This is a genomic window from Streptomyces sp. YJ-C3 (assembly GCF_053891275.1).
Map to the genome: position 1 here is coordinate 144,539 of NZ_CM132685.1, position 23,483 is coordinate 168,021.

Sequence of the window (23,483 nt, forward strand, 5' to 3'; positions counted from 1 at the left end):
CTCAAGTGGGTTGGGAGGTAGGGGGGTTGGTGATGTCGTACGTGCCGTCGGGGCGGGCCACGACGTCCACGTACGGTCCGGCCGGGTGCCCGCAGCGGCGCTCGCAGCCGGACCAGTAGGTGGGCAGGTGCGGGTGGCGCGCGGTGGCGTCGGCCCGTACGTCGGTGTGGGCCTTGGCGCATCCGGGCCGTCCGATGCAGGCGCCGGTCCTGGCCCAGGGTGAGTCGGGGTCGGTGACGAGCCCGGTCCGGTCCAGCTCTCCGGTGGGGGCGGGGCCGGCCCCGGGCACGACGATGCTCCGCCAGGGGGTCAGCCGTATTTCCTGGGCCGGGAGTTGTCCGGCCAGGTCGGTCAGGGCGGTCCATTGGCGTGGGGTGATGGTGCCGAAGGGGGCGATCACAGTGAGCGCGGCCGATCCAGCCCCTCCGTCCCATCCAGCCCCTTCGGCGTTTGAGGAGCGGGGTCCGGGGCGGAGCCCCGAGTCGTTCGCGGGTGCGCCGCCGTCGTGACGGAAGGGGCTTGCCTCGATGCCCGCAGAAGACAGACGGTCACCTGTCAGCACGGCCAACTCAGTTACAGGCAAGCCGAGTTCACGAACTCGCCACACCCGACGGCCCGTCACCTCGCGCGCGGCCGCCACGAAGACCTCCGCCGCGACAACCGCCCCCCGAGCCGCATCCGCGTACGGCACCAGGAACTCCGCCCCGCCGACGGAGAGCACCGCACCCCCACCGCTCACCCCTCGGACGAGCACGTCGGGCCCGAGCCCGGCGACATCCCCGCGCCCGTCGTCGAGCGCGAAGAGGAACCGCCCGGACAGCTCCGGAGTGACGGAACTCGCACACAGCGCCTCGTCGAGAGCGGTCAGCCAGGGGCGTACGTCGACGAATCCGGCCCCGTCGAGCCCCGACATCGGCGACGCCACCACGTTGCGGACCCGTTCGTGCGCGGCCGACGGCAACAGCCCGGCCGCCGCGAGGATCTCCGCCAACTCCCCGCCGCACCCGTCCCGCAGGCCGCGCAGCTGCACGTTCCCCCGCGAGGTGAGATGCAGTGCCCCGTCCCCGAGCCGGGCGGCCGCGTCGGCCAGCGCGCGCGCCTGCGGGACGCCGAGCACCCCGCCGGGAATGCGGACCCGTGCCAGGAACCCGTCGTCCGCCGCGTGCAGCCGCAGCGCGCCCGGGCAGGCGTCACCGCGGGACGAACCGGACGTACCGGTGCCGACGGATATGTGGGAGGCGGGCATGCCGGGGAGCATACCCATCGGCCTGTGACGGGCATCCCGTACCAGCTCACGCCCCGGACCCGTACGATGAACGGCGGCGGGCCGAACCGGTCCGCCACATCGCCAGCGACGGCGACAGGGGAGGAAGCCCGGTGCGATTCCGGCGCGGTCCCGCCACTGTGAGCCCCCACGTGGGGTGAGCCAGGAACTCCCGCCGTCCGTACTACCCGGGGCGCGGACACCCCGAGGAAGGCCAGTCGACGCATGCCCCAGCAGCAGCTCCTGCTCCTGTCGACATCCGACACCGACCTGCTCAGCGCCCGCGCGGCGAACGCCGCGAACGCCCCGGTCGGCTACCGCTTCGCGAACCCCTCCCGCCTTCCGCTCGACGATCTCGACGCCCTCCTCGACGGCGTCGGCCTCGTCGTCGTCCGCCTCCTCGGCGGGGTGCGCGCCTGGCAGGACGGCATCGACCGGCTCACCGCGGCCGGGCTCCCGATGGTCGTGCTCACCGGTGAACAGGCGCCGGACGCCCAGCTGATGGCGGCCTCCACGGTGCCGGTCGGCATCGCGGCCGAGGCCCACAAGTACCTGGCGCACGGCGGCCCGGCCAACCTCGACCAGCTGGCCCGCTTCCTGTCCGACACGGTGCTGCTCACCGGCCACGGCTTCGAGCCCCCGGCGGCCGCGCCGACCTGGGGCCCGCTGGAGCGCACCCCGGGCACGTCCGACGGCCCGACGGTCGCCGTGCTGTACTACCGCGCCCACCACATGAGCGGGAACACGGCCTTCGTGCACACCCTGTGCGACGCGATCGAGCGCGCCGGGGCCCGCCCGCTCCCGCTGTACGTGGCGTCGCTGCGCGCCCCCGAGCCGGAGCTGGTCGACGCCCTGCGCGGCGCCGGCGCCATCGTCACGACCGTCCTCGCGGCGGGCGGCACCCGTCCCGCCGAGGCGAGCGCGGGCGGCGACGACGAGTCGTGGGACGCGGGCGCGCTCACCCGGCTCGACGTGCCGATCCTCCAGGCCCTGTGCCTGACCTCGTCCCGCGCGGACTGGGAGGAGAACGACGAGGGCGTCTCGCCGCTGGACGCCGCCACCCAGATCGCGGTGCCCGAGTTCGACGGGCGCCTCATCACCGTCCCGTTCTCCTTCAAGGAGATCGACGAGGACGGGCTCCCGGCGTACGTCGCCGACGCCGAGCGCGCCGCCCGCGTCGCCGGGATCGCCGTGCGGCACGCCCGCCTCAAGGAGATCCCCGCGGCGGACAAGAAGCTGGCGCTCGTCCTGTCCGCGTACCCGACGAAGCACTCCCGCATCGGCAACGCGGTGGGCCTGGACACCCCGGCCTCCGCGATCGTGCTGCTCAAGCGGCTGCTCGACGAGGGCTACGACTTCGGGGACCCGGCCGGGATCCCGGGCCTGGCCTCCGGTGACGGTGACGAACTGATCCGCGCGCTCATCGACGCGGGCGGCCACGACCAGGAGTGGCTCACCGAGGAGCAGCTCGCCAAGAACCCGGTGCGCATCCCGGCCGCCGACTACAAGCGCTGGTACGCGACGCTGCCGCAGGAGCTGCGCGAGCAGGTCGAGCGGCACTGGGGCCCGCCGCCCGGCGAGATGTTCCTCGACCGCTCCCGCAACCCCGAGGGCGACATCGTGCTCGCGGCGCTGCGCCGCGGCAATCTGCTGATCCTCATCCAGCCGCCGCGCGGCTTCGGCGAGAACCCGATCGCGATCTACCACGACCCCGATCTCCCGCCGTCCCACCACTACTTGGCGGCCTACCGCTGGATCGCGGCCTCGGCCGACGACGGCGGCTTCGGCGCCGACGCGATGATCCACCTCGGCAAGCACGGCAACCTGGAGTGGCTGCCGGGGAAGAACGCGGGCCTGTCCGCGGCCTGTGCGCCCGACGCCGCCCTCGGCGACCTGCCGCTCGTCTACCCGTTCCTCGTGAACGACCCGGGCGAGGGCACCCAGGCCAAGCGCCGCGTGCACGCCACGCTCATCGACCACCTCGTCCCGCCGATGGCCCGCGCCGACTCCTACGGCGACATTGCGCGCCTGGAGCAACTCCTCGACGAGTACGCGCAGATCAGCGCGATGGACCCGGCGAAGCTCCCGGCGATCCGCGCCCAGATCTGGACCCTGATCCAGGCCGCGAAGCTCGATCACGACCTGGGCCTGGAGGACCGCCCGGACGACGACGGTTTCGACGACTTCCTGCTGCACGTCGACGGCTGGCTCTGCGAGGTCAAGGACGCCCAGATCCGCGACGGCCTGCACGTCCTCGGCCAGGCGCCGGCCGGCGTCGACCGCGTCAATCTCGTCCTCGCCATCCTGCGCGCCCGCCAGATCTGGGGCGGCAACCAGGCCCTGCCGGGCCTGCGCGAAGCCCTCGGTCTCGACGAGTCGAAGGCGACCCGGACCGACGCCGACGCGGCCGAGGAGGCGGCCCGCGCCCTGGTCGAGGCGATGGAGGCGGCCGGCTGGAACCCGGACGCGCTGCCCGCCGACGTCTCCGAGCAGGTCCGCGCCATCCTCGACTTCGCCGCCCGCGAGGTCGTGCCGCGCCTCGACGCCACCACGGACGAACTCGACCACGCCGTAAGGGCGCTGGAGGGCCGCTTCGTCCCGGCGGGCCCGTCGGGCTCCCCCCTGCGCGGCCTCGTCAACGTCCTGCCGACCGGCCGCAACTTCTACTCGGTCGACCCGAAGGCCGTTCCCAGCCGGCTGGCCTGGGAGACCGGCCAGGCATTGGCGGAGTCGCTGCTGGACCGCTACAAGCAGGACAACGACGGGCAGTACCCGACCTCCGTCGGCCTCTCCCTGTGGGGCACGAGTGCCATGCGCACCGCGGGCGACGACGTGGCCGAGGCCTTCGCGCTGCTCGGCATCCGCCCGGTCTGGGACGACGCCTCGCGGCGCGTGACGGGCCTGGAGCCGGTCCCGTACGAGGAGTTGGGCCGCCCGCGCATCGACGTGACGCTGCGCATCTCGGGCTTCTTCCGCGACGCGTTCCCGCACACGATCGGCCTGCTGGACGACGCGGTGCGCCTCGCGGCGTCCCTCGACGAGCCGGACGAGCACAACCACGTCCGCGCCCACGCGCAGGCCGACCTCGCCGAGCACGGTGACGAACGCCGCGCCACCACCCGCATCTTCGGCTCCCGCCCCGGCACGTACGGCGCGGGTTTGCTCCAGCTGATCGACTCCAAGGACTGGCGCACGGACGCGGACCTCGCCGAGGTCTACACGGTGTGGGGCGGTTACGCGTACGGCCGCGGCCTCGACGGGAAGGCGGCCCGCGGCGAGATGGAGACGGCGTACAAGCGGATCGCGGTCGCGGCGAAGAACACGGACACCCGCGAGCACGACATCGCCGACTCCGACGACTACTTCCAGTACCACGGCGGCATGGTGGCCACGGTCCGCGCGCTGCGCGGCACCGCGCCCGAGGCGTACATCGGTGACTCGACGCGCCCCGAGACGGTCCGCACCCGCACCCTCGTCGAGGAGACCTCCCGCGTCTTCCGGGCCCGCGTCGTGAACCCCAAGTGGATCGAGGCGATGCGCCGCCACGGCTACAAGGGCGCCTTCGAACTCGCCGCGACCGTGGACTACTTGTTCGGCTACGACGCCACGACCGGCGTCATCGCCGACTGGATGTACGACAAGCTCACGGAGACGTACGTCCTCGACGAGACGAACCGCCAGTTCCTCTCCGAGGCCAACCCGTGGGCCCTGCACGGCATCGCCGAGCGTCTCCTGGAGGCCGAGTCGCGGGGCATGTGGGAGAAGCCGGACCCGCAGGTCCTGGAGGCGCTGCGTCAGGTGTACCTGGAGACCGAGGGCGACCTGGAGTCCGACGGGGCCGACGAGTAGCCGAAAGGTTGTACGGGGCCCGCGCGAAAGATGTCACAGCCGTCGCACGGCGAATATCCCTACCCGCGGGCCTCCTGGGTGACTTACGATGCAGCCGTCTTCGAGCCTGCGTTGACCAGTGGCTTCTCCGGTGGGGGGTACCTCCGGCGCCCGGACGTCCGTGAGCTCTCACAGCAGTACCGGCCGCACGTCCGCCGGTTCACCCAGGGGGTTCCACTCTCGTGCGCAGACGCGCTCTGTCCACCGCGACCGCTCTCGCGGTCCTCGCCGGTTCGGCCGCGCTCAGCGTGGCCGTGTCCGGCACCGCCGTCGCCGACTCGGCGAAGGCGCTCGGCGTCAAGACCGTCGCCGACATCGCCGTCGACGGCGTCCACCAGCGGGTCTACCTGTCCGCGCCGCAGGACGACGCCGTCGTCGTCACCGACTACTCCGGCACCGAGGTCAAGCGGATCACCGGCCTCGACGGCGTGCAGGGCCTCGCCCTGTCCGCCGACTCCGGGCGGCTGTACGCGGCCCTGCAGAACACCGACAAGATCGCCGCGATCGACACGGCCGACACCACCAAGGTCACCTCCTACGACCTGGGCGGCGCCGACGCCCCGACGGATCTCGCGGTGGCCGGTTCCACCGTGTGGTTCAGCTACGGCGCGTCCGCCGAGGGCTCCATCGGCTCCCTCGACCCCACGCAGGAGACCCCCGCGGTCTCGCTCGGCCAGTCCGGGCGGACCTTCTACGGGGCACCGGTCCTCGCCGTGTCCCAGGACGGCACCGAGCTCGCGGCCGGCGAGCAGGCCAGCAGCGGCGGCGTCGTCGCGGTCTACGACCTGAACGGCGGGACCGCCACCCAGCGCGTCGCCAAGGGCCTGGACGGCTCCTTCTACGACCAGCTCGCCTTCTCGCCCGACGGCAGCCAGCTGGTCACGGCCAGCGGCTCCCCGTACGAGCACCCGGCGTACGCGACGACCGACCTGAGCAAGGTGCACACCTACCCGTCGGGGGACTACGGCGCCGGCGTCGCCATCTCCCCCTCCGGCACGGTCGCCGCGGGCACCAGCTCCTGGTACCAGGACGACCTGCACCTCTACCGGCAGGGCGGCACCGAGGCGATCCGTACCTACGAGTTCGGCAACACCTCCACCACCAGCGGCGGCGACACCCTGATCGACGGGGTGCTGGCCTGGTCGCCCGACGGCTCGACGCTGTTCGCGGTCTCCGACAACTACAACGGGAACATCCGCTTCCACTCCTACACGGACCCGGACCGGACCGTTCCCACCCTGACGGTGAACGCCCCGTCCACCGCGACCCGCGCCACGTCCCTCACGGTCACCGGCAAGATCGGCTCGGCGGTCCCCTTCGGCGGCCCGGTTCAGCTGGCGGTCACCAAGACGGACCTCGACAACCCGTCCGGCAAGGCCCTCAAGACCGTCACCACCGCGGCCGACGGCACGTACTCCTTCACCGACACCCCGTCCGTCGGCGGCAAGGTCACCTACAAGGTCTCCTACGCGGGCGACGCGGACCACGCCGCCGTCAGCAGGTCCGACACGGTCGAGGTCTCCCGCAGCAGCACCGCGCTGACCCTCAACAAGAACAAGAGCGTCTACGAGTACGGTTCCGACGTCACGTTCACCGCCCACCTGGGCACGACGTACAAGAACCGCAAGGTAGAGATCTACGCCAACCCGTACGGCAGCGACAAGCCGAACAAGCTGGTGAAGTCCGGCACGGTCAACTCCAGCGGCAATCTCTCCGTCACGCTCGACCTGACCCGCGACGTCACGCTCTCCGCGGTCTTCGCGGGTGACGCCCGCTACCAGCCCAAGACGGTCACCAACACCGTCTACACGCGGGCCCGCGCCTCGGTCGCCCTCTCGAACCACTACAAGACCGGGACCATCGGCTCGCACAAGTACTCCTACTTCCACAAGAAGTCGACGGTGTACGCGACGGCGTCGATGAACTACTACACGGGCCGCAAATTCCGCCTCGACCTCCAGGTCTACAGCGGTGGCGCCTGGCACTCCGGCGGCAGCGAGTACATCAAGCTCGGCAGCGCCGGCACGACCAAGGTGAACATGGGAGCGGTCGGCAGCGCGGGCTACAAGTTCCGCGTCCGCGCCGTCTACGTCAACGGGTCCTCCGGCGACAACGTCAACACGGGCAAGTACAGCAGCTGGAAGTACCTGTACTCGACGAACTGAACCTCCAGGGCCCGGGCCGCGCGGCGGCCCGGGCCCGCTGACACGTCCGGGCGGCGTGATCACGGATGCCGGGCTGTCGTGACGCCTACCCTGAGAGGGTCGCGCTGAGCGAAGGAGGAGGTCTGTCATGGCAGCTCTGCCGGTCCCGGAGCACTCGCCCGTGAGCTCCGGGCGTCTCGACGCCCGGGACATCGAGGAGGCCTTCACTCAGGTCAGCGCGGCCACCCCCAAGGGGTGGCGCGTGGAGTTGATCGAAGGGGAGATCCACGTGACGCCTCCGGCCAATGGCGAGCATGAGGAGTACGTGTCGGAGGTCAGCGGCCAGGTTCGTGATCACACCAAGGCCCATGGGCGCTACACCGGCATCGGCCTCAACGTGCCCGGCGCATCCCAGACCGGCCACGTGATCCCCGACCTCGTCGTCGCCCCCAAGGGCACCTTTGACAACAAGGAGGAGTGGCACGATGCGTCGGCCGTCCTGATGGTCGTCGAGGTCACTTCGGACTCCACCGTCGGGAACGACCGTGTCAAGAAGATCCGTGGCTACGCCCGTGCCGCCATCCCCGTCTACCTCCTGATCGACCGAGAAGCCGGACAGGTCACCGTCTGCACGGCCCCCGAGGGCGACGACTACACGACCAAGGCCTCGTACAAGACGGGCCTGGCCGTCCCCCTGCCCGAGCCCCTCGGCTTCGACCTGGACACCGCCGAGTTCTGAAGCCCGGTCGCCTTCCTACCGCAGCGTCGCCGTGAGGCTCCGCCCGTAGGCGTGCCGCGTGTGCACGTCGAGGCGCGTGCCGCCCGGTACCCGGGTCACCCGGACCGCGTCGTCGCCGGAGATCTTCCGCAGGGCACGGCCGGGCAGGACGAGGGTCACCGTGTCCCGCTCGGTCGTCGGGTCGGACACCGCGACCGTCACGTCCCCGTGCCGCCGGACCAGGACGGACGCCGGGCCCTCGACGGACAGGCCCGCCGTGTGATGGCGGCCGGACGTGAAGGTGTTCGCGGCGGTCAGGCCGAGGCCGCTGTGGTGAACGGCCTGCAGGCGAGGGGAGTTGGCGAGGACCCGGGCCCCGCGGTGCCCGCGCACCGCCGGCTCCGTCGCGTTCGGCAGCACCGCGTACGCGAACGACGCGGCCCGTGATCCGGCGGGCTGCTCCACCGCCAGCGAGAAGACCTGCTTCGTCACCGCCGTGTCCGGGTTCGAGGTGCGCACGACCCGGCGGCTGCGCGTCACCGTGTCGAGCCGTGCCTTCGGCCGCGGCCCGTCCAGCAGGACGTACCCGACCGACGCGGCCCGTGTCGCGTTCTCCCACCGCACCCAGGTGCGTCCCTCGGTCACGGCGACCCGGTCGTCCGCCGCCGCGATCCGCGCGTCCAGCGTCGTCGTCACCGCCCGGCCGCCGCCCGGCGCGTCCCCGACCCCGGCGGCGAGCACCACGACCTCGTCGTCCAGCAGGAACCAGGACTTCGTGGCCCGCGCGCTCCGGTACGCCACGAAGTCCTCCGGCAGGACCCCCGCCCGCTTGTCGCGCCACGGCACGTCGTCGGAGAGCACCCATCCCACCGCGCCGTACGCGCCGAGCACGGCGCCGCCCGAGTACGCCTGGGTCGCCGTCGGGAAGTACACGTACGTGTTCTGGGACTCGCTCGACGCCGTGAAGTCCAGCGGGTGGTCCGGGTTGTCGTAGAACAGCTTGCCGTCGTACGACTCCGGTACCGTGCGCCGCTGTTCGACCGGTGCCGTGACGCCCGCGAGGCCGTACGGCGAGACCGTCGTGAAGTAGTCGACGCCGAACGCCTGCGTCTGGTCCTGGCCGGACAGATACAGGTGGTGCGCGCCGTCGCCCTGGAACCAGGGCAGCAGGTTCTCGCCGCTCATGTACTCGTACTTGCTGATCCGCCGTGAGCTGCGGGCCAGCGCGAAGGCGTAGCCGGGGCGGCGGTGCACGGTCCGGTCCATGGCGTTGAAGGCGACCGAGCGGGCCGGCGGGTTGAGGTCGGCGGCGGGGACCGAGGGGTCGGCGAGGACGTCGGTGTAGCGGACGATGCTCAGCGGCGACACGAAGGCCGTCGGGTCGAGGGCGGCGCGGGACGTGGACCGGATGTGCTTCACATAGCTCTTGAGCGCGGTCGCGGTGTCCCCGGTCGCGAGCGAGGAGAGGTCGACGACGGCCTCGACGACGGTGGCGGCGTCGGCGTACCCGGTGCCGGTGCGGGACACCGCCCGGCCCTTGACCGCCTCCATCATCCAGCCCTCGAAGATCAGCGGCGCGAACCCGTCCCGCACCCACCCGTGCACGGTCGGCACCAGCTCCCCGCCGTGCGCGAACCCGGTCCCGTCGAGGATCTTCAGCGTCTGCACGACCCGGCTCAGCAGGCCCTTCCCGTACGAGCCGGTGTACGCGACCGAGGAGTGCTGGATGAACGACCCGTCGGCGTAGTGGCCGTCCGTCACCCCGTGGTCCAGGTGGTACGGGTCGATCGTCGCGAAGACGGTGAGCTGGTCGGTGAGCGCCTTGCGGATGCGGGCCTCGTCGGCGGTCAGGGCGCCCTGGAGGATGCGGTTGGTGGTGATGTCGGCGAGGTTGGCGCCGGTGTGGAAGCGGGAGTCGAGGTCGACGTCGCCGTCCTTGCCGTTGCGCAGGTAGGCGTCCATGGAGGCGATGTAGGTGCGTATCAGGTCGGCGGGGGCGCGGTCCGCGAGCAGGATCAGCGTTCTGCCGACGTGCTGGGATATGCCTATCTCCCAGGTGAACCAGTTGCCGTAGTAGCCCGCGGACTGGTCGCCGTAGTAGTGGTCGTGCAGCCAGGCGAGCTTGTCGAGGACCCGGTCCTGGGTCGCCGAACTCCCGTACAGGTCGGGGGAGATGCTGGGGGTGCGGGTGGCCAGGGCTATGTCGTACAGCCGTTGGTAGCTGGTGTTGAGGTTCGGGTCGCTGGTGCCGAGGGGGACTCCGGCGAACAGTTCGCCGTCGCCGGTCGCCGCGTCGAGTGCCGCCAGGTTCGTGCGGGCCGTCCGCTCGATCGCGGCGAGCTTGGCGGCGACCTCCGGGCGGGCGTTGGACTCCTCGTCGCCCGCGAGCATCGCGACGGTGTTGGCGGCCAACCGCGTGACGCCGTCGGCCACTTCGGCGGCGCCCGCCCATCCGGTGGGCACGGCGGCCAGGACCCCGGCCGCGGACAGCGCGGCGAGCAGGCGTCTCCGGGTGATCTCCATCGGGTCTTCTCCGTCCACGTGGTGTCACCGGGTCGGCTGGGCCTCGGCGGCGGGAGTCAAGCAGACGGCCAGGGCGGCGACAAGAGCGGGGACCCGCGGGGCGGCGCGCGGGCCGCGTCATGAATCCGCTCATTAATTCGCCCGTTCGCACTCAGCCCGACAAGGGCTTTCCATGATCAAAGTGCTGCTACCTTCCCGCATCGTGATCATTTCTGATATTTCCACGCAGAGGGACACCTTCCGGCCCGTCCTCCTGCGCCTGACCGAGGCCGACGACCGGGCGGCATTCGACGCGCTCGCCGCCTCGGGCGCCGTGCGGGAGACGCACGACCGCATCGACGAGCAGCTCGCCGAACTCGTGCGCTGCCTGCACCCCGCCGATGTCTTCACGGAAGCCGAACTCGACTTCGTCATCGACGAGTTGTGCGGGGGTGTCGAGCGGCGCCGCTACGGCACCTGGGCCTGGTACCCCTGGTCGGGCCGGCTCGTCCATGTCCTGCCGGAGCCCCAGTTCCGCCGGGTGCGCACCGACCGCAACCGCGACAAGATCACCACTGCCGAGCAGCAGCGTCTGCTCGGCCGCCGGATCGGCGTGATCGGCCTGTCCGTGGGCAACAGCGCCGCTCTGACCTGCGCCATGGAGGGCGTAGGAGGATCGTTCCGCCTGGCGGACTTCGACGCGCTGGGGCTGAGCAATCTCAACCGGCTGCGGGCCGGTGTCCACGACCTGGGCCTGCCCAAGACCGTGCTGTGCGCCCGGCAGATGTACGAGACCGACCCCTATCTCGACATCGAGCTGTGGCACGAGGGCATCACCGAGGACACGGTCGACGCCTTCTTCGGGACGCCCGACCGCCCCCTCGACCTGCTGGTCGAGGAGTGCGACACCCCCTGGGTGAAGGTCGCCGCCCGCGAGCACGCCCGCGCCCGCCGCGTCCCCGTCCTGATGGACGCCAACGACCGCGGCCTGCTGGACGTCGAGCGCTTCGACCAGGAGCCCGGCCGTCCCCTCTTCCACGGCCTGGCCGGTGACGTCACCGCGCGCGACATCCGCGCCCTCGACCCGGCGGGCACCCTCGCCTTCCTGCTGCAGGTCTGCGACGAGAGCCGGCTGAGCCCGGCGATGACCGACGCCCTCGGCCGGATCGGCCGCACCTTGTGCAGCTGGCCGCAGCTGGCCAGCGGCGTGATGCTCGGCGGCGCCCTGGTCACCGACGCCGCCCGCCGCATCCTGCTGGACCGGCCGGTGCCCTCGGGCCGCTACTACGTCGACCTCGAAGCCCTGATCAGTGCCGATCACACCCTCGACCCCGTCGGAGCCGCCCTGTGACCCACCTGCCCGAACTGCACGGCGAACACCTCTGGCTGCGCGAGATGCGCGCCACCGACCTCGCCCCCTTCGAACGCATCCACACCCACCGCGTCCTGACCCGCTACCTCGGCATCGACCGCATGGACGCCCGTCAGGCCCAGGACGCCTTCGCCCAGTGCCTGGCCCAGCCGTTCACCCACCCGCGGCGCAAGCACACCCTGGCCGTGTGCGCGCCCGGCGAGGAGACGATGGTCGGCACCATGGGCCTGCTCGTCGAGGAGTACGGGCGCAACGCCATGCTCACGAGCCTCGTCCTGCTGCCCGACGCCCCGGTGCGCGGCCACGGGCACGAGGCGGGCCGGCTGCTGATGGCCTACGCCTTCGGCCGGCTCGGCCTGCACCGCGTCTGGGCCGGCCACCGCACCGACCACGGCCGGATGCGGGAGGTGATGCTCGCGGCGGGCCTGCGCCCCGAGGCCACACTGCGCGAGCTGTTCCACACCCAGGGAGCCTGGCACGACGTCACCACGTACGCGGCCGTCGCCCACGAGTGGATCCCGCAGGCCGGTCCGGCCGAGCGGGCCATCCTGGACGGCGACGACGCACTGCTGATGGCCTGAGACGGCCCGAGGCCCGCGCGTGGCACGGGCCTCGGAGCTCGGTTCGCGGCGTCTCAGTCCTCGGGCGGCGGGGGCACCGGCGCCCCCGCGGGCGGCGGGATCTTCGCGTACGTACGGGAGACCGGGGTCTCGCCGGGCGCGGCCTCGTCGTGCTGCTCGGGCCGGTCCTCCGGCGGCAGCAGCGCGGCCCGCGCCGCCCCCGGGTCCCAGCCGGTCTCCACGACCCGCTTCTGCCACACGACGGCCGCGCCCAGGATGACCGCGCCGACCAGCAGCATCAGGATCACCCCGGCGATCTCACCGGCCTTGGCGACATTGCCGAGGATCAGGCCGAGCCAGCCGAAGTCCGCGTCGCCGAACGTGGTGTTGGCCGTGCCGAAGGACCCCAGGACGCCCAGCAGGAACGCGGGCAGGAAGGTGATCAGCACGCCGTTGAGGAAGGCGCCGATCGCGGCGCCCCGGCGGCCGCCCGTCGCGTTGCCGAAGACGCCGGCCGCGCCGCCCGTGAAGAAGTGCGGGACGAGCCCGGGCAGGACGAGGGCCGTGCCGAACGCCGGGTTGAAGACCCCGGCCAGCAGCCCGAGGCTCACCAGGCCGCCGACGAACGAGCAGATGAAGCCGACGAGCACCGCGTTCTGCGCGTACGGGAAGACGATCGGCGCGTCCAGCGCGGGGATCGCGCCCGGCACGACCTTCTGCGCGATGCCCTGGAAGGCGGGCACCAGTTCACCCAGGATGGTCCGCACGCCGAAGAGGATCACGGCGACCGCGATACCGAACTGCAGACCCTGGTTGAGCGATGCCATCAGGTAGTTGCCCACACCGGTGGACCCGGCGCCGCCGTCCGTGGCGAACGCCTTGAACGCCTCGGTCTTCCCTGCCTTCGCGAGGAACACGATGGCCATGATCATGTAGATGAGGACCATCGACAGGGCGGTGGCGACCATCGAGTCGCGCAGGAAACGCAGCCCCTCCGGCAGGTTCATCACCTCGGTCGAGCGGCTCTTCTTGCCGACGACCTGGCCCGTGGCGCCCGACACGATGTACCCGGCGGTCCCGAAGTGGCCCACGGCGACGGTGTTGTTGCCGGTCACGCGTTTGGTCCAGGGGTGCGCGAAGGCGGGCATCGCGACGAGCATGATGCCGAGGAGGACGGCACCGGCCACGACCACGACCCAGGACGCCTGACCCGCGGTGGCCATCACCATGGTCAGCAGCGTGGCCATGAACAGCATGTGATGCCCGGTCAGGAACACGTACGACAGCGGTGTGAAGCGGGCCAGCAGCAGACTGATCAGGAAGCCGAGGATCATCAGCCACGCCACGCGCGAGCCGTACTCGGCCTGCGCGATGCCGACGATCGCCTCGTTGGTGGGGATCACGCCGTGCGAACCGGTCGCGCCGGTGATCATCGTGCCCAGCGGGGCGAGGGAGTTGGTGACCAGCGTCGCGCCCGCCCCGATCAGCAGGAAGCCGAGCGTGGCCTTGATGGCGCCGCCGATGACCTGGCCGGCGGACTTCTTCAGGGCGATGAGGCCGACGGCGGTGATGATGCCGATGAGGTAGGCGGGGACGCTGAGGATCTCGTTGACGACGAACTTCGCGATGTCGACGAGGACGTTCATGGGGACTCCAGGAGCGGGTGGGAGAAGGGGAGGTCAGACGTCGTAGAGGTCGCGCAGCGCGGAGTCGACCTCCTTGGTGCTGGTGAAGTCCTCGATCACCCGCACCGGGACCCCCACGTCCCCGAGGGTCCGGGCGATCTCCCGCGACGTCATGATGGCCACGGCCTCGGACGCCTTGCCCTTCGCGGAGATGGTGTCGGTCGCCTCGGTGGTGATGTACCGGCCCCATTTCCACCGGTCGAGCACCTTGTCCAGCGTCGACTTGAGGAACAGGCTCGTGCCGACGCCGTTGCCGCACACGGTCAGGATCTTGTGCATCCCGTGCCCGGAGGAAGCCTTGCCCTGGGCGGCCGGGGCCGCCGCCTCGCCCCCGGTCTGCCCGGTCTCCCCGGTTCCCCCGGCGAGGATCTCCCGCACCGCCTCCGGCGTCGGCGCCCGGTCCAGGCGTGCGGACGTGCCGCTGTCGGCGAGCAGCCGGGCCAGGGCGCCCATGGCCTGCGTATGGGCGCCGGAGTCGGTCGCCGCGAGGGCGACGACCAGGTGGACCGGGTCGTTCGTCTCGTGCCCGAAGTTCACCGGGGTCGCCAGGCGCACCCAGGACATGCCCGTGCGGTGCACCGCGGGGGAGGGCCGGGCGTGTGCGAAGGCGAAGCCCGGCGCGATGACGATGTAGGGCCCGTTCTCCTCGACGTTGCGGGCCATCTCCTCGGTGTACGCGTCCGTGCTCACCCCGGTCGCCACCAGAAGATCACCGGCCGCCCGGACCGCGCCGCGCCAGTCGGGGGCCGCCACGTCGAGCCGGATGGCCTCGACCGGAATCAGGTCACTCAGTTCACTCATGCGAGCAGTCGCCCCCGTCGTCCCGCGCCGTGTCCCGGCGACACGCGGCGGCGTGACGCTTTCGTTATGGACCGTCGGACCGGCCGTAGGGGTGAACTCCCCGGAACCGGGCCGCCGGTGGGCCACCGGGCGGGCACGGCCGTGCTGCGATGGTCGGCCGACAGGCGGCTCAGCGCGGAAAGGACGCCCGAGAGCGTGACCAGGAGCGGAAGCGAGCACGGCGGTCCGGCACGCGGAGGGGTCCCGCCGCTGCTGCGGTGGCTGCCGTGGGCGGTGCTGGTCATCGCCCTGGCCCTGGAGCTGGTGACACCCTCGGCGGTGCGCGCGACGCCGCTCTTCGCGCTGGCCTGTGTGTCGGCGGGCGCGTTCCTGTCGCTGCGGTCCACGCTGGCGGTGTCGGTGACCGCCCTCCTCCTGGAGCTGCTGATCACCGGGCTGCTCGGCACCGAGCGCCAGATCCACGAGTACGTCGACGCGCTGAACGTGCTGCTCGCCGGCGTGGTCGGTGTCGTCGCCAACCGGCTGCGCTACCGCTACGGCAGCCGGCTCGCCGCGGCCCGCGAGGTCGCCGAGGCCGCCCAGCTGGCGGTGCTTCCGGCCCCGCCCGCCGACCTCGCCGGGACCCGGGTCGCCGTCGACTACCGCACGGCGCAGAGCGAGACCCGGATCGGCGGCGACTTCTACGCGGCGCTCGCCACGCCGTGGGGCGTGCGGTTCGTCGCCGGGGACGTACGGGGCAAGGGGCTCGGGGCGGTGGGCCTCGTGGCGATCCTGCTGGGGGCGTTCCGGGAGGCGGCCGTGCGGGTGCCGGGCCTCGACGAGGTGGCGCGGCGGATGGACGAGGCCGCGGTGCGCGAGGCCGAGCGGCGCGGCGGCGAGGAGCTGTGGGAGGGCTTCGCGACGGCGGTGCTGGCCGAACTGCCCGGCACGGCACCGGGCACCCTGCGGCTGCTGAGCCGCGGTCACCCGGCCCCGTACCTGTTCGCCGCCGACGGGTCGGTACGTGAACTGCCCGCCGCGCGGCCGGGGCTGCCGCTCGGCCTGGGGCTGCCCGGGGCGCCGGGGCCGGTCGCCGAGGAGTTCGCCCTGCCGCCGGGCGCCCTCGTCCTGCTGGTCACCGACGGGGTGACCGAGGCGCGCGACGGCGACGGCACGTTCTTCGACCCGGCCCGCCACCTCACCGGCGCCGCTCCGGCCGATCCGGCGGCCCTGCTCCGGACGGTGCTGGCCGCCGTGGCGGAGTGGACGGACGGCGACCGGGACGACGACATGGCGCTGCTGGCCTTCGCCCCGTGACCGGTGCGGCGGGCCGCGGCCTCAGCGCCGCACGGCTCCCCGGGCGACCGACGACAGCAGCGAGCCGATCGCGATCCCGATGACGAGGTAGACGGCCGCGGTGCCGAGCTTCGCGTCCAGCGGCAGCCCCGTGGTGAAGGGCAGCAGCACCATGACGGCCGTGGCCAGCGCGATGATCCAGGAGAAGAAGCGCTCCGGACGCGGGGTCGCCGCGATGAGCAGGTGCAGCAGGGCCGTCGCCGCGAGCGCCGCGAGCGCGGCACCGCCCGCGAGGGCGGCGGTCGAGGCGTCGCCCATCGCCCCGTCGCCCTCGGGCGCGAACACGGCGACGCCGAGGACACCGCGGACCAGCAGCAGCGCGACCACCGCGGTGAGCGCGGCCACCACGGCGGTCATCAGTCCGCCCGCCCACAGCTTGCCCGCGTCGAGGCGGGGCGCCGGGGGCGGGGCGGTGGGTTGTGCGGGAATCGGTGGTCCGCCGTACGAGGTGTTCTGCCGTCCGTACGGGCTGTTCGAGGGGTCCACGCGGTTCCGCTCCTCTCAGCGTGTGCGACGGCGCGTGCACCGGTCGCCCGCGCCGTCGAATTCCGGTGCCGGAATGTGCTGTGCGCCGGTCAGGCGAGCAGCTTGGTCTTCGCCTTGCCGAATTCCTCGTCGGTGAGCGCACCGGATCGGTGCAGTTCGGCCAGCTTGGCGAGTTCGTCGGTCCCGCTCGTCCCGGAACTCGTGCCGCCGTTGGTCTCCGCCGCGGTTTTCCGGATGTAGTCCTTGAAGGCCGTTTCCCGTTCCTGCGCCTGTTTCACATCGCGTTTGCCCATGCCGCGTCCCCGCACGATGACGTAGACGAGGACGCCGATGTACGGCAGGACGATGCAGAAAATCAGCCAGCCGGCCTTGCCCCAGCCGTTCAGCTCCTCATCACGGAAAACGTCCATGACGACGCGGAACAGCAGGAACAGCCACACGATCCACAGGAAGAAGTACAGCATGGTGAGAAAGAGGTCGAGCAGTGGATAGTCGTCCATGGATTCCTCTTTCCGGTCGAAGCGGGCGATGGTGCCGAGAAGTATCCCGCTTCCTTTCGGCTCGCGCATTTCGAGAGGAACCCAGAGGAGCCCAGGGGGCGACAGGGCCGAATTGGTCCCATCGTGTTTTCTGGTGACCGTTCTCCGGTGGCCGGTGCGGGCCCGCCGACCCGTCAGGCGGGCAGCCGTTCGAGCAGCGCCGCGAGGTCGGTGCCGGGCGGCAGCGTCCCGAAGGCGAGCCCCTGGTCGCCGGCGAGCCGCGACGCGCAGAACGTGTCGGCGACGGCGGCCGGCGCGTGCCGCACGAGCAGCGAGCCCTGCAGCACCAGCGCCGCGCGCTCGATCACCCGGCGGGCGCGCAGCGGGGCGTCCTCGGTGAGGACCAGCTGATCGCTCAACTCCCGCCAGGCGGCGTCCAGTCGGCGGTCGGCCCCGGCGGCCGCCTCGATCTCCGTACGGAAGGCGTCGAGGGACTCCGGCTCGCGGGCCAGGGCGCGCAGCATGTCGAGGGCGTTGACGTTGCCGGAGCCCTCCCAGATGCCGTTGAGCGGGGCCTCCCGGTACAGCCGCGGCATGCCTGACGCCTCGTCATAACCGTTGCCGCCGAGGCATTCCAGGGTTTCGGCGACGAAGGCGGGCTGCCGCTTGCACACCCAGTACTTGGCGACGGCGGTGGCGAGGCGCAGGAACGCGCGCTCCCGGCCGTCGCCGCGCTGCGCCCGGTCGGCGGCGCCGGCCAGCCGCAGCCCGAGGGTGGTCGCGGCCTCGGACTCCAGGGCCAGATCGCCGAGCACATTGCGCATCAGCGGCTGGTCGATGAGCTTCGCGCCGAACACCGAGCGGTGCCGGGTGTGGTGCGCGGCCTGCGCGAGCGCCTCGCGGAGGTGCCCGGCGGAGCCGAGCACACAGTCCAGGCGGGTCATCGTCACCATGTCGATGATGGTGCGCACGCCCTTGCCCTCGGCGCCGACCAGCCAGGCCACGGTGTCGTCGAACTCGGGCTCGCTGGACGCGTTGGAGCGGTTGCCGAGCTTGTCCTTGAGCCGCTGGATGCGGAAGGTGTTGCGGCTGCCGTCGGGCAGTACGCGCGGCACGAGGAAGCAGGACAGCCCGCCCGGGGCCTGCGCCAGCACGAGGAACAGGTCGTTCATCGGGGCGCTGGTGAACCACTTGTGCCCGCGCAACCGCCAGGTCCCGTCGGCCTGTTCGACGGCCGCGGTGGTGTTGGCGCGTACGTCGGTGCCGCCCTGCTTCTCCGTCATGCCCATCCCGGCGAGCAGCCCGCGCTTGCCCGCCGGGGCGCGCAGCCCCGGGTCGTAGACCGTGCCGGTGAGCAGCGGCTCGTACACCTTGGCCAGGTCGGGGGCGTGCCGCAGCGCGGGGACGACGGCGTACGTCATGGAGACCGGGCACATGTGGCCCTGCTCCATCATGGTCGCCACCATGAAGGTCGCGGCGCGCGCCACATGCGCCCCCGGCCGCTCGTCGGCCCAGGCCGTACCGGCCGCGCCGGCCCCGACGGTGGCGGTCATCAGCGCGTGGTACGCGGGATGGAAGTCGACCTCGTCGACACGGTTGCCGTACCGGTCGTGGGTGCGCAGTTCGGGTTCGTGCCGGTTGGCCTGGTCCGCCCAGGTGCGCGCCTCCTCGCTGCCGACGAGACGCCCGAAGCGGTGCAGGTCGTCGAGGTGCCACGCGGCGCCCTCCCGGCGCACCCCTTCGATCAGCACCGGGTCGTCGGCGGCGTCGTGTCCGGTCAACGGCGGTGCCTGGTTGGTCACTTCGTGCGTGACGGAGCTGGGGCGGCTGCTCGGCGTGCTCGTGCTGGTGGTCACGGTGCCTCCTCCTCGGGAGCGGATCGGGTCAGACGGTCGGGGCGCCCGCGCAGCGCAGTGCCGCCGCGGTCAGCTCGGCGAGGAGCTCGCCGTTGGTGCTGCCGTCGGCGGCGCCCAGCGGGTCGACGAGGACCTCGCCGACCGCGCCGGTGAGCGCGGCCGCGGTGATCTCGGCGTTCTGCGGCGGCAGTTGTCCCGCCGCCCGGCCCTCGCGCACCACCTCGGCGAACAGCGCGCGGTAGCGGCGGCGGAAGTCGATGCGCTCGGCGCCGACCGCGGGTTCGGCGGGAGCGGCGAGCAGGGCGTGGGCCAGGCCCCGGTTCTCCAGGGCGCGGCGGGCGAACACCTCGACGCCCCGGGCCAGCCGCTCGACGGGGTCACCGGGCCCGCGCAGCACCTCGCCGAGCACGTCCACCTCGTGCCCGGCCGCGCGCCGGAACACCTCCACGGCGAGCGCGGCTTTGGAGGGGAAGTGCTGGTAGACGGAGCCGGCCGCGATCCCCGCCGAGTCCGCGACGGCGGTCACGGACGCCTGCGCCCACCCCACTTCGGCGACGACCGCGGTGGCGCAGGCGATCAGGTGCTCCCGCGCGGCTTCGAGACGACGGATCTCGGCGGGGGTCTTGCGGTAGGCCATGCAAGGAGTGAACCAGCATTCAGATGTTCACGCCAGGGCCGGACGTCATCCGCCGCCGGTGCGGGAGGCCGCACCGGCGAGGGTCGCCGTGCCGTCCTTGTTCAGCCGCAGCCGCATGAGGCGGCGGCCGGGTCCGCCGCGCCGTCCCGGGTCTGCGTGCCGCAACACCCGTCGCCGGCGGTGCCGGCCTCGGCGCTCTTGCCGAGGGTGTCGGCGTCGGCCTTGACCACGTACACCTCCCACGGCTCCCGGCCGGGGCCGTGGACCCAGACCTTGTCCTGGAGGGCGTAGCAGCAGGAGGTGTCGCTCTCCTCGAACGTCGCCAGGCCGGCGTCCTTGAGGCGGCCGGTGGCCGCGGCGACCTGGTCGGCGGACTCGACCTCGACGCCGAGGTGGTCGAGGCGGGTCTCCTGCCCCGGCTCGCCCTCGATGAGGACGAGCTTGAGCGGCGGTTCGGCGATCGCGAAGTTGGCGTACCCCTCGCGCCGCTTGGCCGGTTCGGTGCCGAACAGCTTCGCGTAGAAGGTGATCGACGCCTCCAGGTCGCTGACACGCAGGGCGAGCTGAGCGCGGGACATGGCGGGACTCCCATCGGCTTGCATTGATGTCTGTCGAATCAGCATTGTGCTCTGTATCGAAGGATGTCAACATAGACGCATGTCGAAGCAAGAGCTGGTGGTGTGGGGGCAGGCCGACGAGGCCGACGCGTGCTGCCCGGGGTTGCTGACCGCCCCGCTGGACGAGGGCCAAGCCGTCGAGCTGGCGAAAGTCTTCAAGGCCCTGGGTGATCCGGTGCGTCTGCGCCTGCTGTCGATGATCGCTTCACGGGCGGGCGGGGAGGTCTGCGTCTGCGATCTGACCCCGGCGTTCGACCTGTCGCAGCCGACCATCTCGCACCACCTCAAGCTGCTGCGGCAGGCCGGGCTGATCGACTGCGAGCGGCGCGGTACGTGGGTCTACTACTGGCTGCTGCCGGAGATGACCGACCGCCTCGCGGGCATCCTGACCCGCCCCGACCGCGCGGCCACGGCGGCCGCCACGTCATGAGCGCCGACGCACCCGGGAAGAGCCCGGCCGGCCGGCTGTCGTTCCTCGACCGCTACCTGGCCGTGTGGATCCTCGCCGCGATGGCCGTGGGACTCGGCCTGGGCCGGCTGATACCCGGGCTCGGGAGCGCGCTGGCCACGGTGACCGTGAGCGGGGTGTCCCTGCCGATCGCGCTGGGTCTGCTCGTGATGATGTACCCGGTGCTGGCCAAGGTCCGGTACGACCGGCTCGACGCCGTGACCCGCGACCGGCGCCTGCTGCTGCCCTCGCTGCTGCTCAACTGGATCGTCGGCCCGGCCCTGATGTTCGCCCTGGCCTGGATCTTCCTGCCGGACCTGCCCGAGTACCGCACCGGCCTGATCATCGTCGGCCTCGCGCGCTGCATCGCCATGGTCATCATCTGGAACGACCTGGCCTGCGGGCACCGTGAGGCGGCCGCCGTGCTGGTCGCGCTCAACTCCCTGTTCCAGGTGCTCGCGTTCTCCGCGCTCGGCTGGTTCTACCTCCAGGTCCTGCCGGGGTGGCTCGGCCTGGACCGGACCCGACTCGACGTGTCCGTAGGGGAGATCACCCGCAGCGTCCTCGTCTTCCTCGGCATCCCGCTCGTGGCCGGCTACCTCACCCGCCGCATCGGCGAGAGGGCCAAGGGGCGTGCCTGGTACGAGGCGAGGCTGATCCCGCGCATCGGCCCGTTCGCCCTGTACGGGCTGCTGTTCACCATCGTCGTCCTCTTCGCCCTCCAGGGCGACGCCCTCACCTCACGGCCCCTCGACGTGGCCCGTATCGCACTGCCCCTGCTCGTCTACTTCGTGCTCATGTGGGCCGGATCCATGCTGCTGGGCAGGGCGGTCGGCCTCGACCACCCGCGCGCCACCACGCTCGCGTTCACGGCCGCGGGCAACAACTTCGAGCTCGCCATCGCCGTCGCGATCGCCACCTTCGGTGCCTCCTCCGGCCAGGCGCTCGCCGGTGTCGTCGGCCCGCTCATCGAAGTGCCCGTACTGATCGGCCTCGTCCACGTCGCACTGTACGCGCGCCGCTACTTCACCGCCCCCACCGCTGTCGCACCGCAGGAAGAGCCCACCCGTGCCTGACACCCCGCCCCGGCCGTCCGTGCTGTTCGTCTGCGTCCACAACGCCGGGCGCTCCCAGATGGCCGCCGCCTTTCTCACCCACCTCGCCGGCGACCACGTACAGGTCCGCTCGGCGGGCTCCGCCCCGGCCGACACGGTCAACCCGGCCGTGGTCGAAGCGCTCGCCGAGGTCGGCATCGACATCGCGGCCGAGGTCCCCAAGATCCTCACCGCACAAGCCGTCCAGGCCTCCGACGTCGTCATCACCATGGGCTGCGGCGACACCTGTCCCGTCTTCCCCGGCAAGCGCTACCTCGACTGGCAGCTCCCCGACCCCGCGGGCCAGGGCGTCGACGCCGTCCGCCCCATCCGCGACGAGATCGAACGACGGGTCAGGGCGCTCATCGGGGAGCTCGCCCCGGAGGGCTGATCGCAGCGGACAGCACAAAGGACCGGGCAGACGACCCGGGCTGTGTCAAAGGCGGCCATACTGCCGACATGGGCACGGACCCGTGGGACGGACGGCACGCCGCACGCGACGGCGCACAGGCCGAGGACAGGCGCGGGCAGGATGCCGATCGGCAGCAACGGATGGCCGACGAGCGGGACCGCACCGCTGACGCCCGCGAGGCCATCGCCGATGAGCGGGAAGCCATCGCCGATCGACGCGAAGCCTCCGCGGATCAGCGGGAAGCCACGGTGAGCGCGTGGCAGGACCAACTCGTCGCCTGGCAGCGGCGGCTGGACTCACGGCGTCGCGCGGCAGGAGATCCGACCCCCGGCGTGCGGGAGCGCTCGTACGAACTGATCGTCCGGTCCCGGGGCCTGCTCGCGGCCAGTCAGGAGCGCCTGGACCGCGTCCAGGCGGCACTGCTCCGCGCGGATGCGACCGACCTGCGGGAACAGGACGCCATCGACCGGGAGACGGATGCCTCCCTCACGCGGATGACCGCGCAGGAGGCGGCGTCACCGCGGAGCCTGGAGACCCTGGCGGACCGGTTCCGGGAGCAGGCCACCGCAGCGGCCGAGGCACTGGCCACAGCCGAGGACGCCCTGGCCGACCGGCACGAACGACATCACCGGGCCCAGCAGGCCGCCGAACACCGCCACCGTGCCGAGCGGGCACGCACCGCGGCCGCCACCCTGCGTGCCCGCCCCGGGCCACGCGAGGGCTAGGGCCGCGCAGCTGCATGGGCAGGTCGGCGGTCCCGGTGAAGTCCTGTGCGCGGGCCGGTGCGGAGCAGTCCGGCAGCGAAAGGGCCCGGCCCTGACCGACGAGAGCGTTGATCGCGACCACGAAGTCGAACACCGCCGGCAGGGCGAAGATGCTCCCCACCATGATCCATCCACCGTCTCGGGGACGACCGCCATGTCGATGCGGAACTGAACGGGTATGCGCCGGTCGTCGGGGCCGAACTGCCACAGGGAACGCCCCTTCGTCCCGGCCGGCCCGATGGTGGCGAACGCAGGGGTACGCCCTCCGGGCCGGACGAGCAGGACGGCTTCGCCGCCCCCTCGACGGGGCGTGGCAGCAGCATGCCCGGACTGTGGCCCCGCGCGTCCGGGCCGCTCGTCCGGACGGCCCAACTATGTGACAGATCATCATTTAAGGTGCGCGCCAATCCACTTAGGCGGA

The 23,483-nt window shown here is 72.1% G+C and carries 19 protein-coding genes and 1 riboswitch; of the genes, 10 read left to right on the forward strand and 9 right to left on the reverse strand.

Annotation, left to right across the window (positions count from 1 at the left end):
* Position 1 precedes the first annotated feature (1 nt).
* Positions 2 to 1,246, reverse strand: coding sequence for a cobalamin biosynthesis protein CobG (locus ACVHNB_RS00660; RefSeq protein ID WP_428953451.1), 1,245 nt, complete (start codon positions 1,244 to 1,246; stop codon positions 2 to 4).
* A 99-nt stretch (positions 1,247 to 1,345) separates the two neighbouring features.
* Positions 1,346 to 1,436: riboswitch (cobalamin riboswitch) on the forward strand.
* Between the two features lie 53 nt (positions 1,437 to 1,489).
* On the opposite strand from ACVHNB_RS00660, the gene cobN reads away from it, so the two are divergent.
* From cobN to ACVHNB_RS00675, 3 genes are all read left to right on the forward strand, one after another.
* A complete protein-coding gene (gene cobN, locus ACVHNB_RS00665; protein ID WP_456227190.1) occupies positions 1,490 to 5,113 on the forward strand; it encodes a cobaltochelatase subunit CobN in 3,624 nt (1,207 codons plus the stop codon).
* A gap of 221 nt (positions 5,114 to 5,334) precedes the next feature.
* Positions 5,335 to 7,317 carry a WD40 repeat domain-containing protein gene (locus ACVHNB_RS00670; protein WP_456227191.1) on the forward strand — a complete coding sequence of 661 codons (1,983 nt, stop codon included), beginning with the start codon at positions 5,335 to 5,337 and terminating at the stop codon, positions 7,315 to 7,317.
* A gap of 127 nt (positions 7,318 to 7,444) precedes the next feature.
* Complete coding sequence (locus ACVHNB_RS00675) at positions 7,445 to 8,035, forward strand: Uma2 family endonuclease (RefSeq protein ID WP_428953447.1); 591 nt, start codon at positions 7,445 to 7,447, stop codon at positions 8,033 to 8,035.
* 15 nt (positions 8,036 to 8,050) lie between these two features.
* Here ACVHNB_RS00675 and ACVHNB_RS00680 read toward each other — a convergent pair whose 3' ends face one another.
* A complete protein-coding gene (locus tag ACVHNB_RS00680) occupies positions 8,051 to 10,537 on the reverse strand; it encodes a polysaccharide lyase family 8 super-sandwich domain-containing protein (protein ID WP_456227192.1) in 2,487 nt (828 codons plus the stop codon).
* A 202-nt stretch (positions 10,538 to 10,739) separates the two neighbouring features.
* Between ACVHNB_RS00680 and ACVHNB_RS00685 the strand changes: the two genes are divergently transcribed.
* Complete coding sequence (locus ACVHNB_RS00685) at positions 10,740 to 11,867, forward strand: ThiF family adenylyltransferase (RefSeq protein ID WP_428953445.1); 1,128 nt, start codon at positions 10,740 to 10,742, stop codon at positions 11,865 to 11,867.
* Positions 11,864 to 12,469, forward strand: a complete 606-nt coding sequence (locus tag ACVHNB_RS00690) for a GNAT family N-acetyltransferase (RefSeq protein WP_428953444.1) — start codon at positions 11,864 to 11,866, stop codon at positions 12,467 to 12,469. The genes ACVHNB_RS00685 and ACVHNB_RS00690 overlap by 4 nt, the downstream gene beginning before the upstream one ends.
* A gap of 53 nt (positions 12,470 to 12,522) precedes the next feature.
* Here ACVHNB_RS00690 and ACVHNB_RS00695 read toward each other — a convergent pair whose 3' ends face one another.
* Together ACVHNB_RS00695 and ACVHNB_RS00700 are read right to left on the reverse strand one after the other, a co-directional pair.
* A complete protein-coding gene (locus ACVHNB_RS00695; RefSeq protein ID WP_456227193.1) occupies positions 12,523 to 14,094 on the reverse strand; it encodes a PTS ascorbate transporter subunit IIC in 1,572 nt (523 codons plus the stop codon).
* Positions 14,095 to 14,127: 33 nt separating this feature from the next.
* Positions 14,128 to 14,934, reverse strand: coding sequence for a PTS sugar transporter subunit IIA (locus ACVHNB_RS00700; protein WP_456227194.1), 807 nt, complete (start codon positions 14,932 to 14,934; stop codon positions 14,128 to 14,130).
* 195 nt (positions 14,935 to 15,129) lie between these two features.
* Between ACVHNB_RS00700 and ACVHNB_RS00705 the strand changes: the two genes are divergently transcribed.
* Complete coding sequence (locus ACVHNB_RS00705; protein WP_456227195.1) at positions 15,130 to 16,230, forward strand: PP2C family protein-serine/threonine phosphatase; 1,101 nt, start codon at positions 15,130 to 15,132, stop codon at positions 16,228 to 16,230.
* 21 nt (positions 16,231 to 16,251) lie between these two features.
* Here the strand turns inward: ACVHNB_RS00705 and ACVHNB_RS00710 are convergent, their stop codons facing one another.
* The 5 genes from ACVHNB_RS00710 to ACVHNB_RS00730 all read right to left on the reverse strand — a co-directional run bounded on the left by ACVHNB_RS00710 (position 16,252) and on the right by ACVHNB_RS00730 (position 20,305).
* Entirely contained in the window at positions 16,252 to 16,755 is a 504-nt protein-coding gene (locus ACVHNB_RS00710) for a DUF6069 family protein (protein WP_428953440.1), read from the reverse strand.
* Positions 16,756 to 16,844: 89 nt separating this feature from the next.
* Entirely contained in the window at positions 16,845 to 17,255 is a 411-nt protein-coding gene (locus ACVHNB_RS00715; protein WP_428957603.1) for an SHOCT domain-containing protein, read from the reverse strand.
* 173 nt (positions 17,256 to 17,428) lie between these two features.
* Positions 17,429 to 19,090 carry an acyl-CoA dehydrogenase family protein gene (locus ACVHNB_RS00720; RefSeq protein ID WP_428953439.1) on the reverse strand — a complete coding sequence of 554 codons (1,662 nt, stop codon included), beginning with the start codon at positions 19,088 to 19,090 and terminating at the stop codon, positions 17,429 to 17,431.
* Between the two features lie 28 nt (positions 19,091 to 19,118).
* Positions 19,119 to 19,727, reverse strand: coding sequence for a TetR/AcrR family transcriptional regulator (locus ACVHNB_RS00725; RefSeq protein ID WP_456227196.1), 609 nt, complete (start codon positions 19,725 to 19,727; stop codon positions 19,119 to 19,121).
* 101 nt (positions 19,728 to 19,828) lie between these two features.
* Complete coding sequence (locus ACVHNB_RS00730; RefSeq protein ID WP_428953437.1) at positions 19,829 to 20,305, reverse strand: ArsI/CadI family heavy metal resistance metalloenzyme; 477 nt, start codon at positions 20,303 to 20,305, stop codon at positions 19,829 to 19,831.
* A gap of 79 nt (positions 20,306 to 20,384) precedes the next feature.
* Here ACVHNB_RS00730 and ACVHNB_RS00735 point away from each other — a divergent pair, with 79 nt between their 5' ends.
* The 4 genes from ACVHNB_RS00735 to ACVHNB_RS00750 all read left to right on the forward strand — a co-directional run bounded on the left by ACVHNB_RS00735 (position 20,385) and on the right by ACVHNB_RS00750 (position 23,023).
* Complete coding sequence (locus ACVHNB_RS00735) at positions 20,385 to 20,774, forward strand: ArsR/SmtB family transcription factor (RefSeq protein ID WP_456227197.1); 390 nt, start codon at positions 20,385 to 20,387, stop codon at positions 20,772 to 20,774.
* Positions 20,771 to 21,868 (forward strand): ACR3 family arsenite efflux transporter, encoded by a 1,098-nt coding sequence (gene arsB, locus ACVHNB_RS00740; RefSeq protein ID WP_456227198.1) that lies wholly within the window; start codon positions 20,771 to 20,773, stop codon positions 21,866 to 21,868. Before ACVHNB_RS00735 ends, arsB begins: the two co-directional genes overlap by 4 nt.
* A gap of 58 nt (positions 21,869 to 21,926) precedes the next feature.
* On the forward strand, positions 21,927 to 22,277 hold the full coding sequence (locus ACVHNB_RS00745; protein WP_456228827.1) for an arsenate reductase ArsC: 351 nt from the start codon (positions 21,927 to 21,929) through the stop codon (positions 22,275 to 22,277).
* Positions 22,278 to 22,345: 68 nt separating this feature from the next.
* Positions 22,346 to 23,023 (forward strand): hypothetical protein, encoded by a 678-nt coding sequence (locus ACVHNB_RS00750; RefSeq protein ID WP_456227199.1) that lies wholly within the window; start codon positions 22,346 to 22,348, stop codon positions 23,021 to 23,023.
* Positions 23,024 to 23,483: the final 460 nt, after the last annotated feature.

Bases quoted from the DNA above. Each gene is read 5' to 3' on its own strand.
- ACVHNB_RS00700 (WP_456227194.1), bottom strand. From the start codon at position 14,934: ATGAGTGAACTGAGTGACCTGATTCCGGTCGAGGCCATCCGGCTCGAC.
- cobN (WP_456227190.1), top strand. From the start codon at position 1,490: ATGCCCCAGCAGCAGCTCCTGCTCCTGTCGACATCCGACACCGACCTG.
- arsB (WP_456227198.1), top strand. From the start codon at position 20,771: ATGAGCGCCGACGCACCCGGGAAGAGCCCGGCCGGCCGGCTGTCGTTC.
- ACVHNB_RS00675 (WP_428953447.1), top strand. From the start codon at position 7,445: ATGGCAGCTCTGCCGGTCCCGGAGCACTCGCCCGTGAGCTCCGGGCGT.
- ACVHNB_RS00745 (WP_456228827.1), top strand. From the start codon at position 21,927: ATGGCCGCCGCCTTTCTCACCCACCTCGCCGGCGACCACGTACAGGTC.
- ACVHNB_RS00660 (WP_428953451.1), bottom strand. From the start codon at position 1,246: ATGCCCGCCTCCCACATATCCGTCGGCACCGGTACGTCCGGTTCGTCC.
- ACVHNB_RS00735 (WP_456227197.1), top strand. From the start codon at position 20,385: ATGTCGAAGCAAGAGCTGGTGGTGTGGGGGCAGGCCGACGAGGCCGAC.
- ACVHNB_RS00730 (WP_428953437.1), bottom strand. From the start codon at position 20,305: ATGTCCCGCGCTCAGCTCGCCCTGCGTGTCAGCGACCTGGAGGCGTCG.
- ACVHNB_RS00680 (WP_456227192.1), bottom strand. From the start codon at position 10,537: ATGGAGATCACCCGGAGACGCCTGCTCGCCGCGCTGTCCGCGGCCGGG.
- ACVHNB_RS00715 (WP_428957603.1), bottom strand. From the start codon at position 17,255: ATGGACGACTATCCACTGCTCGACCTCTTTCTCACCATGCTGTACTTC.
- ACVHNB_RS00725 (WP_456227196.1), bottom strand. From the start codon at position 19,727: ATGGCCTACCGCAAGACCCCCGCCGAGATCCGTCGTCTCGAAGCCGCG.
- ACVHNB_RS00750 (WP_456227199.1), top strand. From the start codon at position 22,346: ATGGGCACGGACCCGTGGGACGGACGGCACGCCGCACGCGACGGCGCA.
- ACVHNB_RS00695 (WP_456227193.1), bottom strand. From the start codon at position 14,094: ATGAACGTCCTCGTCGACATCGCGAAGTTCGTCGTCAACGAGATCCTC.